The following is a 17443-nucleotide window of genomic DNA, read 5'->3' on the forward strand; positions in this document are numbered from 1 at the left end:
ATCTCCTCAGATCATCCATGATCAATTCGTCCGTGGGGAAATGACCTGGAACGCTTTGCCTTTGCTCCAGGTACACGCGATTTTGATCAGCGTCAGGATTTGCGTATCCGTCATACCGGGAGCCAGCTGGATTACCCCTTGGCCTATCGAAAACCGTTCTTCAAGCAGCACATTAAGATCGATGTCAGGTCCTGGCTCAGTGGCTTTGGGGATGTCGGGTGCAATGGCCATCCGCAAACCACATGTTTCGCACAGGTACGTATCGCACCCATTGCCATCTTTTGGCCCGTCCTTCATTCCTTTGACCGTAACTTTGATCCAGCTTTTCGAATAAGGCTGATCATTTTCGGAGGTTTTTTCCTCGCCCTGGTGACCCTTAGGACAAACATAGTGTTGGGAGGTGCGCATGGTCATTATTGTTTTCCTGTCGCTACTCAGTGTTGCGTCGGACGCTAAGGCTTGCTCAGTAACGCGACGATATATGCCTGATCCGCCAGTGTCATGACCCGCACAACCGGGCCAGGCACACCTGGGTCCACAACATCACCAACTGCTACGACGCCACGACCAGAAACCTCCCAAAGCCGATCAGCCAACCAAATTTCTGGATAACCCTCATCATCAACCTTGAACACTGCTGCACCGTCTGTGGCTAGCAATTGAAGGTGAGCGGATGGCTTAAGCAAAACCTCTCCGACTGACACGGGTTCAAGTTTTAATGTACTTGCCGGTTTTGCCATCACAGATTCTCCTTTCAACGATGCAGTCATTTTTCCCTCAACGTTTCGTTGATTGATCTTCACTGCCTGACAGGCGCTTGTCGCACCACAGATCCAGTCCACCGGCACGATGCACAATAGTCCCGTCCTCGATCCGCACCCAATGCTCGCGCAGCACTCGATATCGCTCAGCGTCACGGCGCAGCGCGTCCAGTTCGTTGTCTGCGGCCTCGATCAAGACGGCAGGGCTGTTGGTGTTTGTCATCGTTTTTTCCTCAACACTTGAGCGAGTCGTCATCGCGAAACAGGTGTTCCAACTCAAGAGGCCGGAACAACAACTCTAAATCTACATGACGCTCAATCTCGTCAGCGCAGAAACTCACCCGCATATGGGGTTTTCCAAGTTGCATGTCGAACACAAGGAAATACCCGTTCTGGACCAAAACCTTGACGGCGTCTACCAATGCCGTTGAGGGCTCCTGATACCGCATATCGCCACCCAAGGGGGCATAGCCCTCTTCCCAGCCAATCCAAACGCTTTTGGCTCCCTGTGCCCGAGCTGCCGCGAATTTTGCGGAGACAGCATTGATGATTTCATCAGCGGTCTCAGGGCGTTTACCTGTGAGGGGTAAGGCGGCTTCTCTAGCTGTCAGCATCATCGTCATATTTTTCATTGGTCCAGTCTCTTAATCTTGTTCTTAACCACCCCGTGGAAAAAATGACAAATCCCCGCGATTGCTGCCATCAGCATGATGAGCGGTGCCCAGCCTTCGGCAATGGCTTTTTGGTCAACTGGTTGTTTGGCGGCCAAAGCCAACATAACGATGGCCATCATCGCGAAAACAACTAGCACACCGCAAAAGAATGCAGACCTATAGGCTTTGCGTAACTGCGCCTCGACTTTCAGGAGATGGGCTTTTTCGTTGCTCATGGCTTCATCCTTTTTGGTGTAGTTTCCGCGATCAGTTTTCAGGGTGTGAAGGGGGCAGGCTTGGAGCTTGAAGCGGCTGCACTGGCAGCACCTCATTGATGCTGTCAATCGCGATCCCCATTCCGTGATTAACTCCCGCCTGCCACACGGTGGCTAGAGCTAACCCGGCAAAAAAAACGATCGCATAAATCTGAAATTTGCTGAGTTTTATATTCACAATTTTTCCTATGCTTGGAAGTGGTAACTACCAATCCCTTTTCTTGGCGGCTCTAAGCTCATGCAACCCGACCAACGTTGCCGCTAAACCGAAGCCTCCAACCGGCACCAGAAGCGCGCAGAACTCGCTGCGCAGATCAGGCCCCTCGAATGGATAAACCCATATCGCAAGCGCGCCCGCCAAGGCGATGAGCAGGTTTGCTAGCCCACCCCAGACCCACACCAAGTTTGTGCGCCGAGCAACCCTCTGAAGTTCGGTCATGCTGTTTTCCCTTAACGTTTCTTCTGAGCGCGATGACTCCGCCACGTCGTAACCATCACGATGATCAGAGGAGCAATCAAACACCCCAACATCCCTAGACCGCTAGGTCTTATGCCGAACAGCAGATAGGCCAATAGAAGGCCACCCAAACTGATGTTGACTATGTAGATCCCGTTTCGTAGGAGTGGATTCATCGCTGCTTTTTCCTACGCCGCTGGCTTGGCGAAAGCGCTTACAGCGTTTGCAATACCCATCAGGCCGCACCCGATAAAAGCACCGGCAGCGGCGACGGTCGCGGAGTTCAGAACAGCCAGTGTAAAACCGAGACCAAACAAGGCAGCGGCGCCGTAAACGTAAAAATGTTTTGGAGCGTTCATAACTATTTTTCCTACGTCGATCAAGGTTTGGCGCGGACCACAGATAACTGGAGTCCCTGCCACTGTTCGTCAGCGCTCTGGATGACCTTCAAAAAAGCAGCGTCCTGAACGTCATTCCCATGAACCTGCCAACTGCAATCCTGGCATTCCAACCCACAGCGACCATCGCTCTGCTGGTTATCTCGGACCTCACGCTTGCTGAGCTGGCCGGTGCGGGATACGTGAAAGCTGATGTCCGCATCAATATCGATCCAGACCTTGAGCGGGCCTCTGCACTCGGGGCATTCGATTCTCTGTGCCATTTTCGATTTCCTAGATATCAGCCGCAGTGTCAGTGTTTCCTTCGGTTACCCGCACAGGTTTGCCAACTTCGCGCTCGATTGCGGTCAAATGGACCTTTTGACGATCAACAATGTGAAGCTCAACCAACCGGATCAGCTCGCGCAGCTCGTAAAGGCGATCAAATGGAAAGGAGATTCCGTACTGCAGATGAAGCACAAGCTCCTCTGGAGATTCCGCCTCATGAACTGACACCGTCTCAAACTCGTTTTCGCTATTGTGCGCCACGTAGTTATGGCGCAAATCCATGATGATGCTGTGTTTCTTAAGATAGGCATCCTCAGATTTGAATACCGAAGAAGCTTCAAGCCGAATGCGACCATCCCCAGCTCTCACGAAACATTTCGCATACGAATTGAGCGCGCTTTTGAAGTGTCCTAAAAACTCTAGGATCTGAGGGTAAGAATGCCAGAGGTGAGGATGGCCAAGCTCTTCTGCTCTCCCGATGTAATAGCTGGCTTCGTGAATCTGCCGCATCAAATGAATGTGGCCCTTGTAGCTGCTCAGTGCACTCATAGCGCCCCCTTTTTCCGTGAAGTTGGTGGGTTACTCGGCGACAGCCCAGTCGCTGGGCTCGCCCAGTTCAAGACTGATCATGGATTCGAGCAGGCGGCCCAAGCGCGCCTCCGCCTCATCATGGGCCTTGCTCAGCGTCTCCCAGCCGGGCCCACCCGGCGCGTGGGCGAACATCGCATGCTTGGCCTGGCGCAACTCGTTCAACGCCTCCAAGTAGGTGCCCTGCAGCGTCACGGTCAGCGGATCGGTGAGCAACGCCGGGGGCTCGGCGCGGATGTACTTACGCGGGGCTGTGGCGGTCATGGGTGGGGCTCCTTGCGAATCTTGAAGGGGGTGGGTTCTACTGCATAAATTTACATCTAAGAAATGGTCATGCTGACTGCCTCGGCCCAGCGCATGGCTGGGCTTGAGCTTTAATGTACCTGGTCGAATTCCTAGCTGCGGGCAGGGTAAGCGTATAGATCGGCGGCGGAACCACCCGGCAGAGGAACCACCAGATCGACGGGTGTTTTTTCAACATCACCGAGACAAACCTTGCGGTTAATCTTGATGGACAGATCAGCGCCCGATGCGGGAACAACCTTCCCGTAGAAGCGGCAATCCCCAATCAATTCTTGGAGTGCGATACGATCCCCGACCGATGGGTTGAGGTTATCGTTAAGCATCCGCAAGGCCATACCGTCAGCACATTGAGCGACATTCGCGGCCATCAAGAGCGCTGCTGCGACGATGATTTTTTTCATAGTGACTTCCATTTCCTGAGTTCTCAGTGATTCGTTTCAATTAGAAAATATTAGCCTATAGGCTAATTATTTACAATTTTTATTTGCCTATAGCCTAACTATTATGTTCTGGAAGCCCCCTAACAGCGTCGTCCCAATGCGCAGGGCGCTCAGGATCATTAACGATTTTGCTCAAGGAAACAGGGTGTTTTCCCCAGTGCGCCGCGAGGTCTTTCCCGCTCCAGCCCCGGCGCCGGTATTCCGCCTTGAATTCTTCCGGGGTCAAACGCTGAACCAACATCAAATAATTCTCCGAACTATATCGCCCAACCGCGCAGGATCACCCGCGCAGAGCTTTTTGACTGCCTCTAGGCTCTCGATGCCCAAAATCTCGCTGATGTGTCTCAAGTCGATGCCGCGCCGCTTGAGCTTGACCGCAAGCGTCCGCCGCCCTGACTGCGCACTGGCACCCTCGATCCCGGCAAGGCCGAACAACCGCGTGTACAACCGACTTAGCTGGTTCGCGCTGTAGTAAATCTTGCCGTCTCGACGCTGCGCGCTGATTTTCAATCCTTCGCCAGTTCGACCAGAGACAAACAACGGCGAGTCAGGATCAAGACTACGAAAGGCCATCGCCCTGGTTGAAACGCCATGACCGCGTGCAAGGCGTTCTGCCAGGTGCGCATCTATGGCGTTGGTCAGTTTCTTGCTGGTCCAGCACAGCGGCCTGGAGCGATGGTTGTAAGCAATATCTGCGCGTACCTGGGAGTCGATCAACACAGCCCCCGATTCCGTCAGGTAGTCGCTCACACGCAAGCGGCAAATCTCTGTCACGGTCATGCCGGTGCCAAAGCAGGTAAGCAGCAGAGCAGCGTCCCGGCCACCGTTCTCCGGGCTGCTCACTTTCGCAACCCGAACAGCATGCTCAAGCTGCTCGTCTTCAATAACAATCGCTTTGGGCATTATTCACTCTAGATGCTGATTAACCTTCAATCCTGACAGTGTATGGCAAGAAAAAGGCCGAGGATAGCCCCGGCCTTATGGCGTTTCTGCTGTTCACGGAAAATTAGATGGGCAGGCCATCCACACGGTCGTACTGCACAGCGCCGTCGTCGTGAACGGCAAGATTGAACGTCCGGTTCAGCAGCACCTCATCTCTGGTGCCCATGCAGCTCTCGACCACCACGACAGCCAGTGCAAACTCGATCACAGCCTTATCGATCTGATCTTCTGTGCCGCGCTCTTTGACCATCTTGACCAACTCGCCGCCGAAAAAGGGAATGGCCCCCTGGGCGAATTCCAGGCCCTTCTCCATAACAGCGGGTTTACGCGCTGCCGCCAGTTTGAGAATGTACTCGCCTGGCAGCTCTCTGGTACCGGTGAACCATGCCTTTCGATCCTTATCCAGCAGCTCGATGTTGCAGTGCATAAATTGCTCCTGTGGTTTAAATCCAACGTCCGTTCGAACAATGAGTGACCGGTTACGGCCTAATAGTTACTGCGCCTCCACGTCCAGTACGCAAGCGCATAGCCGCCTATAAGCAATACAGCAATTCCTCCCCAGTGCATGTAACCGGTAGCCCACCATTCAACGTCTTGCTGCTCGATCGGCAACCCAGGGAAATAAAGCGACTTCACCCCCCAATACTGCATCGCGGGCCACATCCCGCTCCACAGAGTGGCTAAGGCCGGCGGTAGCAGCGCCCTGAACCCAAACAGGCCGTCAGTCAGTTCACTCCATACCGCATAACCGATGAGTCCTAGGCACAACACGATACTGAATAGCAGCCGTCCACCCGCTGTAACATCCACACCTACCTGGTCGGCAAACGCTTCGGCCGCCATATAGCCAATCAACGCAACAGCAACGGCAAACGCAAGAACTTCAGCAACACGATTTTGATTACGATCCATGAGATATCCTCGTTGACGACATAGGCGCCGCCCCGGTTAGGCTTTGGCCTGCAGTTCTTTTTCAATGTCGGCCAGGTCTTGTGCGAAAGCCTGATCGAGCAGGCTGGGCTTCTTTTTCCACGGTTTTTGTTCAGGTTCCGGTTCTGCAGCATAAAGCGTTATTGCATCGGGATTAGCCTGCAGATGCTGCTCAAACTGCTCCTGCAGCTGGTGTCGCAGTTCTTCTTTGGTCATTCAACCGCTCTCGTTTTCACCAATTCAGGCCATGTTGTGTGGTGGCCAGGACTACATTGCGACTGCCATGCGGTCGGCTGGGTACTGACGCATGAACTCCATGCTATCGCTGGCCGAGGCTTTCAACCAATCGGCATACAGCCCCTTGGGCAGGATAACCACCATGCGCTTTTCATCTTCGGGTTTATGGTAGTTGCGCATGAAAAGATGGTCATCGGCATTGATCGTGAGCATAGTGAAACTGTGCAGGATCATATCGGTACCAGGTTCGTGCCACTTCTCCCACAGGCCCGCGATTCCCATCAATTCTCCATCAGACCTAACTATACGCGTGGGAATGGATTTTCCCGTTCGCCAGTCAGGCTCATAGATCGCTGCTGCAGGAATAATGCAATGGTGGGACTGACGCCAAGCGGTGCGAAAAGACGGCTTAGCACTCGCGGTCTCCGATCGGCAATTGTAGGTTTTCCGTGCGATTTTGGTGTCTTTGCTCCAGGAAGGGACCAGGCCGAACGAACCAGCCAGTACTTCATACGGCGCCGGCGACTCTGCCTCGACGTCGCCGTGTTCCGCGCTGCGGATGAAGGGCCCGATGTAGCCTGGCCACAGATCCAGCTTGCCCTGTTCATAAGGTTCAACGCCGAAGGTGTCAGCTACCCGCTGCGGCGCCGGTGCTTCGTAATGACTGCACATTTTGAAACTCCCTCAATTCTGACGCCTCAATTGGCATTCACCGTCCAGAGCTGATCGAGCCTGGTGGTGTAGTTCGGGCTCATCAACTCACGACGCATCGCCCAGGCCGGCGCCGCCGGCACCGCTGCCGCGCGCAGCGTTCCACGGCCCCACCGGCTGTTGATTTCGTCGAGAACGTTCATCACCTTGTCCGCTGCAGCTGGTTGCGTGTGCGCGAACAGGTCGTCGGTGAATTCACCTGGTTGACGAAGGTCCATCAACAAAACCTCAGCCTTGCTGTATCGGAACCCAGGACGGAACAGGCGTTCCACCGCCTGCGTCGCGGCCTTGGTGATCAATCGCACGTCATTGGTGGGGTAAGGCAGTTCAACCAACACGCCGTTAGCGTAACGGGCTTCGTCGGGGTTAAACATGCCGGTGCGAATGCTGACGCGGATCTTCTTGCACAGCGAATGCTGGGCCCTGAGCTTTTCCGACGCACGCTGCGCGTAGGTGGCCACCGCCTCTTTGATCGGCTCGATCGTCTCCAGGCGCATGCCGAACATTCTGCTGCAGCAGATCTCCTGCTTGGCCGGTGCCGCCTCTTCCAGGGCCAGGCACGAAGTGCCGGCGAGCTCGCGCACGGTTTTCTCCAGGACGACGCTGAATTTGCGACCGAGCAAGAGCGGATCCGCCTTGGCCAAGTCCATGGCCGTGCGGATGCCCAAGGCCTGCATGTGCGATGTCATGCGTCGACCGATGCCCCACACCTCTTCCACGGCGGTATTGCGCAACACCCAGTCGCGCTTGAACGGATCGCACAGATCCACGACACCGCCGGTTTGCGCCTGCAGGCGTTTTGCCGTGTGGTTGGCCAGTTTTGCCAGGGTTTTGGTGTGGGCAATGCCTATGCCTACCGGGATACCGGTGTGTTTTAGGACTTTGGCACGGATCTTTCGGCCAAAATCTGTAAGGTCGCCGGGCATGCCGTAGAGGTCACAAAATATTTCGTCGATGGAATAAACTTCACTTTCGCAAACCATTGATTCTATTAGTGTCATGACTCTTTCGGACATTTGCCCGTACAGCGCGTAGTTGCTGCTGAAGGCCACGATGCCGTGCCGGCGCAGCGTGTCTTTGATCTGGAAATAGGGCGCGCCCATTTTGACGAAAGGTTTGGCGTCATAACTGCGGGCAATCACGCATCCGTCGTTGTTGCTCAACACCACGATCGGCGTGCTGGCCAGGTCCGGACGGAAGACACGCTCGCAACTGGCGTAGAAACTGTTGCAATCGGCCAGCGCGAAAACGGGTAAGCCGGGTGCAAGGCCGGATCTAGCGTTCATGGTCACGAACGCTGTATTTGACCACGCCCCATATCACCAGCTCGTCGCCCTCCATCACGTACCTGGGCGGGTACTTAGGATTCTCGGCCATCAAGACCACTTGGTCGCCCTGGATGGATAGTCGCTTGCACACTGATTCCGTGTTGAGCGCCGCAATGACGATATCGCCATGACGCGCTGTTTTGCTTCGATCGACAATCACCAGGTCGCCGCTGAAAATGCCGGCACCTTGCATGCTGTCGCCTTGGATCTTGGCCAAGTACATGTGCGGGGCTCGGATTTCGAACAGCTCATCTAGCGAAATCAATTTTTCAAGGTGATCGGCTGCCGGCGATGGAAAACCAGCAGACACCTGGGAGGAATACAGCGGGAGTGATACACCACCGCTGGCAATGGGACCAAGAAGGGTCACGCTCATAAACCTGGCCTGAACAAATAACTGTATGGATAGACAGTTAACGATGCCGCTGAATGCACGTCAATTTAAGCCGACCAAGTGTCATTTCACCAGGTGGCCATGGGGAGCAACCAAGCACACCACGCGCAGCGAAAGCACGCGCTCTACATTGAAATCTGGAGATTCCGCTGGGGGTCACATCACAAGATTTCATCAGGAAACGCCTTTCAAAGAGAGGAAATTCTCATCCGTACGCAAAACAACAATCAGCAGCGTCAGTGAGAACAAAGCACTCGCACTCACCACTCCCCAGCACTATGAAGAATCCTCATTTTCAGAGCCTTTAACGGCAAGATCAACAGCGGCCCGTGGCCGGGCAGTTACCTGATGTACACCATTCTTAACACTAAGAGATCTGTTGCTCGGGGCCTGCGGCTGATTGCATTCGGTGCCTCGAGCGCCGGCGCCGGCGACCGTGTTTGATTTGATCTTGGGATGGCTCGCGACTCCAAGGACAGCGATAGTCTGCGGCCGGGAGACTTCTTCCAGGACGTGGCCATAGTTGGCCACCGTCTGCCGTGAAACCCCTGCAAGGGAGGCTATCGTGGCTTGGGTCAGCTTTTCACCGCGCTCCTGGAGCCCGCGGCACGCAGCGCGGATCTTTGATTCGGTAGCTTTGTGACGCAGCTCGTGGGTTCGCTTGGCCGCCAAACTCTGACGTTCCTGCAGCGGTAGGGACTTGTCGAGCCCCATGGCCCCACGGCAACACCTGGTGCTGCCAACGTAACGTGTCCAAGTCCAGCGGGCGACGGATCTAACTGTGGCCCTTATCGAAGACAGCATTAAATCCTGGCTAAAGCCGTTTCGAGCAAACTTGTTGTGGTTGTGCGCGAAGGCTTCTAGTAGCTGTGTGAAAGACGCCAACGTCCCGCGTTCGCGCTCTCGGTTGACGATGCTGTACGCGTAATAGCGCAGCTGCTCAAACAGGATGCAATGTCTTGAATGCGGAAGGTCTTCAAGCTTGGGGCCTGTCTTCCAGGGAGATACCTGCAGCTCAACATAATCGGCCAACTCGCCCAGTTCGTAGACGTGGCTATGAAGTTCTGAGGTAGACCACCAAGAGTGACCAGGCGTCTTGGCAACCGGTCCGCTGTTGTAGTCCGTATCGGCGTTAATACGAAGCGCGAAGGCCGTGTAGATGGCCTTCATGTACTGAATAGGCTTGTCGCGGGCGTTCTCGGTCGTACAGACCGGGGGTATGGCATAGAAAAGGTGGGAGTGTCCATTGTTCCTGTTGCGCACGATCAGATTAGGCGGTGGTAGCCCTTCATCGTCCCAGGAGAGCGAATTGGAGTGATCGAGGTCGAAGATCAACCACGACACCATCCCGCGGCGGTTGATCTGCATGTACGGGTAACGGATCGCGTAATCACGTGGCCGGACAAGGGTTGCAGTCTTGTTATCGCTACAACGCGCAAGATACGGGGCCTCGCTGACAACGCGGCTTAGTGCCGTACCTTCTTCAAAGAATCGCCCTGATGGCGAGTATGTCCCTGCTGTGTGCTGGACGTGGCCAACACTTGTGGAAGCTAATTCCATGCTCGACGCCTATTGGCGGCGAGCTAATTATTGGGTTTTCTCGGCTTGCAAAAGCCCGAGGTGCCCGCCATAATTGGCTCACCGTTTGTTGTTGTTGAGCAGGTCGCCACTCTCTAAAGTTAGGACCTGTTCTGAATTTTCCTAAAAGCCCGGTTACCAGCCGGGCTTTTTGGTTTCTGCGATTCCGTTATGCCACTTGCATTGCCTCCACATGAGTCGTCACTTCCGCAAACCCTACACGTGCTGCATCTGCATGCACCGACTCAAGGCTCTTATAGATTTTTCGTCGATCTGATCGGGCGATGGTCATGTAATCCAGCTTCCCGTCCATGTGAACAACAATAAGCTCCCACCCGCTTTGCATAGCAGCAGGGGCAACAATGGCGGTTTTCAGGCCACCTTTATTGAACAACTTGCGCATCGCTGAAAGATCCACGGCCATCACGCCCCTCGAATCGTTGTGGTAATAACGAGACAAGACTAAGCGTCGCTGCATGAAAAAGCAAATTCATGCAGTTTCAGAGACGCCAAAAGGCATTTTTGAGCGCAATTTTGTGCAGGTTTCGGCTTTTTTGTGTTCAGACGTTATGGTCTACGGGAGCCTCTAGAAGAACCCAATCGCCACTAAAACGGAATCGACTCATCGTAATCGTCCGGATCAAAATCCGGCTCCGCTTGGTCTGCAGGATGGGCTTCTGTCCTCGGTACCGACTGCTGCGGCCGGGGGGACTGATTTGGCGTGTTACCTCCCAGGCCCTCTTGCGAAGCTTGCCGATCGCCCTGCGGACGTCCACCCAAAAGCTGCATCGTCCCGCGCATGTCCACATGTATCTCCGTGGAGTAGCGTTTGATCCCGTCCTTTTCCCACTCTCGGGTCTGCAGCTTGCCTTCGATATAAACCTGAGTGCCTTTGCGAACGTACTGCCCGGCGATTTCCGCCACCTTTTCAAACAGCACCACGCGGTGCCATTCGGTCTTTTCAACCTTCTGCCCGGTCTGCTTGTCGGTCCATTGTTCGCTGGTGGCCAGGCTAAGATTGATTACCGCCTTACCGGTGGGGGTGTACCGCAACTCCGGGTCTTGCCCGCATGTGCCAACCAAAATCACTTTATTTACGCCGCGTGCCATGGTGTTTCTCCTCGTTACTTGGGTTTGAACATCAAGGTGCAAATTTTTCTCTGTGCCACTAGATGTGGTGCCCTGATCAGCTGCCGGTGACACAACATGTAGTGTCGTGGCCCGCTCAAAGCCCACTCGATGACGCCCGTTAATTCATTTCGTCTTCATAGATCGGGGGTTGCAGGTCGTTTCTCTGTGGCCTCGGCGCTGCAGCTCTAGGCGCAGCAGCTTGGGCATTCGGGATATTGGCTGGTCGGATGTGCTGCGCCTGGTAGTCCTCCAGACGCTTGCTGCCCACCGTTAACGCCTGTGCGGTGCGCGACTGCGCCTGATAACCACGTCCGCGCTTGGGGATATGCTGCAATGCGGTGTTCCATAACAACGAGCTGCGCACCGCTGCCCCTGGCCGCCGGCGCCAAATGGCCTGCCATTCCTCGTCCAGGTCATTCAAAGCAACTAGCAACGGGTCAGTCAGCACCAGGCTTTCCAAGTCGCAGCGGCCTGGCTTCACCGCCACATGGTGCAAAATCTGCTGCACTCGATCCGCACGCGGATAACTGCGCCGGACCCTGGCGGGCGCACCGGCCAACAAGGTCTCCAGCCCCGGCGGGGCGACCTCGATAAAGCGGTTGATATGGATGGCTTCTTTGGAAAGCTTGTCGACATCATCGACGTACATGGAACTGCCGCGAATCACATTCCCTTTGTAGAGGGTGATGTTTTCACCCTCCTGCAGCTGCTGGACTTCCTCGACACTGACCTTTTTGTCCTTGCTCATAGTCAAGGTGTCAGAGTCTTCCCAGTTTGAACTCAACATGCCCGGTTGACGCACCAAGCCGGACATTTGGGGCACATACTCGTCACCCGCCATCAACTGCAGGATCTCCAGCGTGTCTTTGGGGTCCATGATTTTCCCGGTGATCCGGGTGCCCATGTTGGCAATCAACGTCCAGACTTTATCGCCGGCAGCGGATTTGAGGCGCTGTGCTTCCTGGCTCGCCAACAGCAAGCAAATACCAATGGACCGCACTTGCGTGGCTAACTCGCCTATTTTGTCGGTGTAGTAGGCCCCTACCTCATCCAAGATCCACAAGAACGGGAAGCGGTCCTTGTACTTGCGAATCACCAGAATATCTTCGGGCTTACCCTCCAGCTTCTCACCCAAATCCTGGCTCAGGATCATGGCCGCCTGCGACACGTACAAACGGCCAAGGGTCGCCGCCTCGGTCGAGGAAATTTCCAGCGCCGGAATCAATACCTGCAGGATGCGGTCGTTATGCACCACGTCCTTGAGGTCGATATCGCCGGCGTCAAGGGCAAACACATGGCCGTAGGTGTCGTTGAACAAGGCCAGCATGCGAGTGAATTGCTGGATCAAATACCCGTGCTGATTCAGTGCCTCCGGCGCCCATTCAGAAGGGGAGTCCACCTTGGCCAAGTCAAACCCGGCCAGAGTACCCAGGTAGTTTTCCAGCGGTAACCGGGCCTCTTCATGCCATTGTTGCTCCACTGCCTGGATATAGAGCTTGGCGATCGCGCGCAGCGGTAAATGCGCCTGAATCGTGCGCTGAGACATGACCGTCCCTTCACGCCGGCACTTGTACACCAAGCCAAACACCAGGGCCTGGATCATGGCCCGGGCTTTTTCTTGCCAGCCACCATCGTTGCCGGCCGGGGGTAACATCGAGTCCATCAGGTTGATGATGTAGGTTTCCTGGGCGATACCAAACGCATTGATGGTGTTGGTCTGCCCTCGGCTTTTATTGCCTTCAAGCAGATCCTGTGCCCGGGATTTACCACCCGTGATGAAACTCATTGTCCGAACGTCATCCTCCCGGCCATAGCGCCGTGCCAGAGAGGTAATGGCGGCGGATACATCGTTTTGGGCCTTGCCGTCAGAATAAATTAGCCCTTTCCCGTAGCTGAGCTGGCCAACGACATACCCCAAAAGTGCCTCAGTTTTGCCGGCGCCGGTCGTGCCGAACATCAAAATATGGCGCGTCATGTCATCCATGGAGAGCCACAGCTCACGCCCGGCATCCCGGGCCCGCAAATACCCCATATACAAGATGCCAGCAGCCTTGCTCATGGTGGTGCGCATGACGGTCACCGGCAAAAAACCCAGTAGCTTGCCCGGTACCTGACGTTGCGTCGAAGGATCGAAGCGGTCCATGTCCGAAGGCATGCGCATAGGCATCTGCCAGGGTTCGAGCAACATGGAAGGCGCCCAAAAAATCAGGATGGGCAAACTCAACCACAAGCTGGCCGGATACACGATGCCACCCACCACGGACCCGATCAGTCCCAACGCGAGACTACCGGGCCCCATCATCCACTCGCCCAATGCCGAGTGGTAAATCCGGCGGTTTAGGCGCGTACGTTCGACGGCGTAGTCATTGGCTCGCATCCGATACCTCCTGACCCTTCTGCGCCGGTTGTTCGTCCAGGAAGGCTTGCAGTTTCAGCGGGTCGCGCAAAAGCGCCTGCGACACGTAACGGCCATCGTCGCTAATCACCCAAGGCGTGCCAGGAATGAGATAGGCCTGATAGGCCACCTGATTGATTCCCAGAGCTTTAAGGGCTACATCGCATTCGCCAGGTTGCGCCGCTTTTGAATCCGCCCCTTCCGACGCCTGCTTTTCCGATTGTTTGCCCAAGTTCAGCCCATCAGGTGCCAGATCAAACAACGCGTCCCAGGCCGCTTTGCGCTGTTCAGGAGGCAGACAGAGCACCGGCGTAATGGCCGCAATCGACTTTTCCTTACCGATCACAGGTACCGGAAACACCACCACGTTGAAGGCGTCAGAAATGGCATTCAGTGCAGGTTCCAGGCGCTTGCAGTTGGGGCAACTGGGATCAGCAAAGACATACAACGTCCGGTCGTGGCCGCTGGAGTAGTCCACGGTAAATAGTTTGCGCTCTGCAGCGTTGTGCAGCTTGTTCGGGAGCGTGGCCCGAATCGCCTGTGGCAAAGCCCAGCCGTCATCTGGCACCTCACTTGAGGCTGTCGGACTTGGAGTTGGCTCTACGGGCCGTACCGCTGCGCTTGGAGCACTTGGGACCGGGAGGCGAGCCATGGGTTTAGGTGCGCTGAGTACCGGACTGGTGGCTGTCATGCCCGTCGGCGCTAAGAAGGATGGTGTAAGCCAAAAAAAACCGACCGTGAAGACCACAACAGCTATCACCAGACCGATCAATCTACGCATGAACTTCAGTTGGGCGTGGTGTAACTGCGCGATTGCCAATTTGCTGAGTAGGTCCAGCGCCTCATCGTTGTTGAGAGTTTCGAGTGAGAATTCAAACCCCTGGGCATCACGGCAAACCACATTGCCATTTTTCAAATAAAAGGAGCGCTTTTGACGTAGGTCCAAGGTACAGAGCGTGCGGTTGACGCTATCTACTGTCTGAGTAATGACAAGGTAATTAGCTTTGATAAGCACCGAAAACGGTGCGTGCAGGGATGCCGAGGTCATGGAATTTCCTCTAATAGAAAGAAGTAGGGATGGAGCGTCAGAACAGTGCGGGGACGTGCAGAGACAACTAAGCGTTTATCAGGCCGGTTCGTCGGCCACGGTGTCCTGCACGGCATAAATCGCCGTCATAACGGGAATATCAGAAGCCTCTCGACGTTTGGCCATGATGACTTCGCGCGGGTAAACCAGGCCGATGCTTTCCAGCTCGATCTGCAAACCTTCGATGGCTTGCGTGATCATTAACCCGGGACGTGGCAAACCTTTCTTATTGGCATGAACCTCTGCCCTGGCTTGAGCCTGTACACCCGCGCCCTCAACAAACACCTTGGCGGTGTCCGCGCTATGCAGGGCGTACCACAAGGTGCGGTCGACGCCTTTGAGCCAGCGGAAACGCGCAGGCGGCAAGCGAAGATCACGCCCGTACAAGCCGACTAATGCGGTTCGCACCGACACATGGCTTTCCAGCCACTCACTGACGCCAGGTGCCTGCTTTAGACGCTCAAAACCTTGATCAGCAAGTCGGTAGAGAGGTGTCACCGAGTAGCGTTTGCGGACAAATAAGCCCTTGACCATGCAAGAGCGGTTCAGGTCATCAAGCAATCGGGTTGCGGCTTTGCGATCATCGAGAAACACCTGCTGACCAAACACGGCCAACAAGGCCCGCTCATAGGGTGTCCAGTCCGAAAGACCGTTATGAACACCGCCGATCTGAGCTTCAAACGCCGCACGCGATGCCTCCAGATCCAGCACTTTGCGCTGCACCAGGTTGTACCGATCGGCAAACTCTTCAGGCTTGAGTGCCCAGGCATTAGCGGGAGACGTGTCATTCATCAAACCATCAGGCCCTGATGCGGCCAATACCGGTATCACTGAGGGGGCAAACGCACTCACCAGTCCCGGCAGGGTACGGATGTTCACCAGCCGTTTGCTGCGAAACGGCAGTGCTGGATGTTGCGCCAGCCCCATTGCACTCATCACCACAAGCGGCACCAGGAACAACATGAAGATCCCGCTGGTTTGGTTCATTACATCGATCCATTCGCTCAACGTAATGTCCTTGGCGTTATTGGCCACCTCAGCCAAAAGGTTGATCTTGCCCCCGGCCCAGGTATGCAGTGGTCCGAAGTCCACCATTTTCCACAACCAATAAAGCGTCCAGGTAGTCCAGTACACGAACGTATCGAAAAACAGCCAGCACAGCAGTACAGCGGCACAAAGCGCAAGAAACACATACGCTTGTTCGCCTTCCCATGCACTTTGTTGAGGTCGATTTTGCATTGGAATGTCCCTCCAAAGTTAAACCCACTGAAGCTAGTGGGAGGCAACGAGGCTCACTGATGTGAGCCTCTGTCTGGCATGTGTATCTATCAGAAGAGTTGTAGTAATAGTTACAACTCAATAGAGCGAAGCAACAAATATTCGGGCGCGCGATTATGTGCTTCAAGGGGAACCAACTGACAGCCACAACAAGATATCCCAAGGAACGGAACAACTTATTGCCCTTTGATTTATTGCTGTGCTTCTCCTTAATAAAAACCAATACCGTAGTAAAAGTGTTTTATTTGGAGTCAGTCGAGAAGCGGATGGGTTCTTAATGACCCACAAACAATCACACCGCCCGGATGGGCAGTGTGAGAGGGTAAAGCGCGTCAGGGTAAAACGTAGAAAGGGAGTCTTGCTTCACGCCATGCGTGGAATCTGAACGTTGTGTTCACGCTCCAGCGCTTCAAGACGGTCACGTACGTACTGCGCGAAGGACTGTGGTGTGTTGTAGCTCTTAAACTCCATAGCACCCAGGGTATCAAACCAGTGTTGCGCCCAAGGAGTGGCAATTTCGATACGTGGCAACTCCAGGAGTTTCGTATACAACCGCAGTTTTACGCCTTCCACCTCTCGGTTTATCCAATGATCCATAGTCAGGCCCACTACATCCACCTGGCCCTCACGAATCCTATGCACATATAAAATCGTACCGTTTTTGGTATCAATACCCAAATACTTCCCTTCTACTCTGTTGTATACCTCGAAAGATTCTCCTGGGTTAAAGTATTCTGGATCGCGCAAACTATTAGTAATGCTTTTCAGGAAGCGATGACGATTGCTGGTTCCACGAATACGTTTAACAACTGGAACCAATATCAGAGCCCAGACAAAAGCTGAAAACAACCACAGTCCTGGACCGCCCCCCCGAGATAACGACATTGACATTATAATTGTGGCGACACCTATGGCTACCAAAAATGGAAATCCAACCACATATACAATCTCAAAAAACCGAAAGCGTCTTTCTGTACCCGTTTCTAGACGTTCTACCATGACCTTATCCTCCAGGATTAAGGAAGTTTCATGCAGTTGGATCGGCTAAACACTCAAGCGCAAACTGAACCCGATAATCGGCAATCCGATATAGAGGCTCAGACTCATCACGCAAATAGTTGTTAAACCCATTTCGCGACATCCCGAGCAAGCGAGCCGCTTTGCTGCGACTAATCCCAGCTTGCTCCAGCAACCCTCGCAGATACTGTGGGTCAGGATTGTGGTGGTCCGCATCAGGCTTCATCGAACGGGACTCCTTCTGTGATAGCGCTACTGGCCATACGTACAGAG

At 54.5% G+C, this 17443-nt stretch carries 27 protein-coding genes; all 27 read right to left on the reverse strand.

The genetic code is table 11. From position 1 onward, the window contains the following. Window positions 1-21 precede the first annotated feature (21 nt). Window positions 22-414 (reverse strand): hypothetical protein, encoded by a 393-nt coding sequence (locus J7E41_RS26340; RefSeq protein WP_214997182.1) that lies wholly within the window; start codon window positions 412-414, stop codon window positions 22-24. Between the two features lie 38 nt (window positions 415-452). Then, entirely contained in the window at window positions 453-770 is a 318-nt protein-coding gene (locus tag J7E41_RS26345) for a hypothetical protein (protein WP_214997183.1), read from the reverse strand. 7 nt (window positions 771-777) lie between these two features. Beyond that, window positions 778-984 (reverse strand): hypothetical protein, encoded by a 207-nt coding sequence (locus J7E41_RS26350; RefSeq protein ID WP_251029701.1) that lies wholly within the window; start codon window positions 982-984, stop codon window positions 778-780. Window positions 985-994: 10 nt separating this feature from the next. Further along, window positions 995-1393, reverse strand: a complete 399-nt coding sequence (locus J7E41_RS26355) for a hypothetical protein (RefSeq protein WP_214997184.1) — start codon at window positions 1391-1393, stop codon at window positions 995-997. Next, entirely contained in the window at window positions 1390-1650 is a 261-nt protein-coding gene (locus J7E41_RS26360; RefSeq protein WP_214997185.1) for a hypothetical protein, read from the reverse strand. Before J7E41_RS26360 ends, J7E41_RS26355 begins: the two co-directional genes overlap by 4 nt. Window positions 1651-1681: 31 nt before the next feature. Continuing rightward, window positions 1682-1867, reverse strand: a complete 186-nt coding sequence (locus J7E41_RS26365) for a hypothetical protein (RefSeq protein WP_214997186.1) — start codon at window positions 1865-1867, stop codon at window positions 1682-1684. Between the two features lie 27 nt (window positions 1868-1894). Beyond that, a complete protein-coding gene (locus J7E41_RS26370) occupies window positions 1895-2128 on the reverse strand; it encodes a hypothetical protein (RefSeq protein WP_214997187.1) in 234 nt (77 codons plus the stop codon). Window positions 2129-2334: 206 nt separating this feature from the next. Then, complete coding sequence (locus J7E41_RS26375; RefSeq protein ID WP_214997188.1) at window positions 2335-2505, reverse strand: hypothetical protein; 171 nt, start codon at window positions 2503-2505, stop codon at window positions 2335-2337. Window positions 2506-2525: 20 nt separating this feature from the next. Beyond that, the gene (locus J7E41_RS26380) at window positions 2526-2807 is read right to left on the reverse strand and encodes a hypothetical protein (protein ID WP_214997189.1); all 282 of its coding nucleotides are present in this window, start codon (window positions 2805-2807) and stop codon (window positions 2526-2528) included. Between the two features lie 10 nt (window positions 2808-2817). After that, a complete protein-coding gene (locus J7E41_RS26385; protein ID WP_214997190.1) occupies window positions 2818-3360 on the reverse strand; it encodes a hypothetical protein in 543 nt (180 codons plus the stop codon). 30 nt (window positions 3361-3390) lie between these two features. After that, on the reverse strand, window positions 3391-3663 hold the full coding sequence (locus tag J7E41_RS26390) for a hypothetical protein (protein WP_214997191.1): 273 nt from the start codon (window positions 3661-3663) through the stop codon (window positions 3391-3393). 131 nt (window positions 3664-3794) lie between these two features. Continuing rightward, the gene (locus tag J7E41_RS26395; RefSeq protein ID WP_214997192.1) at window positions 3795-4103 is read right to left on the reverse strand and encodes a hypothetical protein; all 309 of its coding nucleotides are present in this window, start codon (window positions 4101-4103) and stop codon (window positions 3795-3797) included. A 279-nt stretch (window positions 4104-4382) separates the two neighbouring features. Next, complete coding sequence (locus J7E41_RS26400) at window positions 4383-5045, reverse strand: tyrosine-type recombinase/integrase (protein ID WP_214997193.1); 663 nt, start codon at window positions 5043-5045, stop codon at window positions 4383-4385. Window positions 5046-5148: 103 nt separating this feature from the next. After that, window positions 5149-5511, reverse strand: a complete 363-nt coding sequence (locus J7E41_RS26405) for a hypothetical protein (protein WP_214997194.1) — start codon at window positions 5509-5511, stop codon at window positions 5149-5151. A 59-nt stretch (window positions 5512-5570) separates the two neighbouring features. Then, window positions 5571-5996, reverse strand: a complete 426-nt coding sequence (locus tag J7E41_RS26410; RefSeq protein WP_251029702.1) for a hypothetical protein — start codon at window positions 5994-5996, stop codon at window positions 5571-5573. 36 nt (window positions 5997-6032) lie between these two features. Continuing rightward, window positions 6033-6230, reverse strand: a complete 198-nt coding sequence (locus J7E41_RS26415) for a hypothetical protein (protein ID WP_214997195.1) — start codon at window positions 6228-6230, stop codon at window positions 6033-6035. 51 nt (window positions 6231-6281) lie between these two features. Continuing rightward, a complete protein-coding gene (locus tag J7E41_RS26420; protein ID WP_214997196.1) occupies window positions 6282-6923 on the reverse strand; it encodes an SOS response-associated peptidase in 642 nt (213 codons plus the stop codon). A gap of 26 nt (window positions 6924-6949) precedes the next feature. Then, entirely contained in the window at window positions 6950-8248 is a 1299-nt protein-coding gene (gene umuC / locus J7E41_RS26425; RefSeq protein WP_214997224.1) for a translesion error-prone DNA polymerase V subunit UmuC, read from the reverse strand. After that, entirely contained in the window at window positions 8238-8666 is a 429-nt protein-coding gene (locus J7E41_RS26430) for a LexA family protein (RefSeq protein WP_214997197.1), read from the reverse strand. Before J7E41_RS26430 ends, umuC begins: the two co-directional genes overlap by 11 nt. 294 nt (window positions 8667-8960) lie before the next feature. Continuing rightward, the gene (locus J7E41_RS26435) at window positions 8961-10244 is read right to left on the reverse strand and encodes a replication initiation protein (RefSeq protein WP_214997198.1); all 1284 of its coding nucleotides are present in this window, start codon (window positions 10242-10244) and stop codon (window positions 8961-8963) included. Between the two features lie 187 nt (window positions 10245-10431). Further along, window positions 10432-10665 (reverse strand): plasmid replication protein RepB, encoded by a 234-nt coding sequence (locus J7E41_RS26440; protein WP_233098416.1) that lies wholly within the window; start codon window positions 10663-10665, stop codon window positions 10432-10434. A 203-nt stretch (window positions 10666-10868) separates the two neighbouring features. Beyond that, window positions 10869-11372 carry a single-stranded DNA-binding protein gene (locus J7E41_RS26445; protein ID WP_214997199.1) on the reverse strand — a complete coding sequence of 168 codons (504 nt, stop codon included), beginning with the start codon at window positions 11370-11372 and terminating at the stop codon, window positions 10869-10871. 139 nt (window positions 11373-11511) lie between these two features. Then, window positions 11512-13770 (reverse strand): F-type conjugative transfer protein TrbC, encoded by a 2259-nt coding sequence (gene trbC, locus J7E41_RS26450; RefSeq protein ID WP_214997200.1) that lies wholly within the window; start codon window positions 13768-13770, stop codon window positions 11512-11514. Next, a complete protein-coding gene (locus J7E41_RS26455; protein ID WP_214997201.1) occupies window positions 13757-14836 on the reverse strand; it encodes a thioredoxin fold domain-containing protein in 1080 nt (359 codons plus the stop codon). Before J7E41_RS26455 ends, trbC begins: the two co-directional genes overlap by 14 nt. Window positions 14837-14914: 78 nt before the next feature. After that, window positions 14915-16114, reverse strand: a complete 1200-nt coding sequence (locus J7E41_RS26460; protein WP_214997202.1) for a secretion/conjugation apparatus DotM-related subunit — start codon at window positions 16112-16114, stop codon at window positions 14915-14917. Between the two features lie 402 nt (window positions 16115-16516). Next, complete coding sequence (gene excA / locus J7E41_RS26465; protein ID WP_214997203.1) at window positions 16517-17152, reverse strand: plasmid IncI1-type surface exclusion protein ExcA; 636 nt, start codon at window positions 17150-17152, stop codon at window positions 16517-16519. 28 nt (window positions 17153-17180) lie between these two features. Next, window positions 17181-17396: a helix-turn-helix domain-containing protein gene (locus J7E41_RS26470; protein WP_214997204.1), complete on the reverse strand. Its 216-nt coding sequence runs from the start codon at window positions 17394-17396 to the stop codon at window positions 17181-17183. Window positions 17397-17443: the final 47 nt, after the last annotated feature.

Origin of the sequence: Pseudomonas fluorescens, from assembly GCF_018614655.1 — a bacterium.
GTDB lineage: Bacteria > Pseudomonadota > Gammaproteobacteria > Pseudomonadales > Pseudomonadaceae > Aquipseudomonas > Aquipseudomonas fluorescens_BX.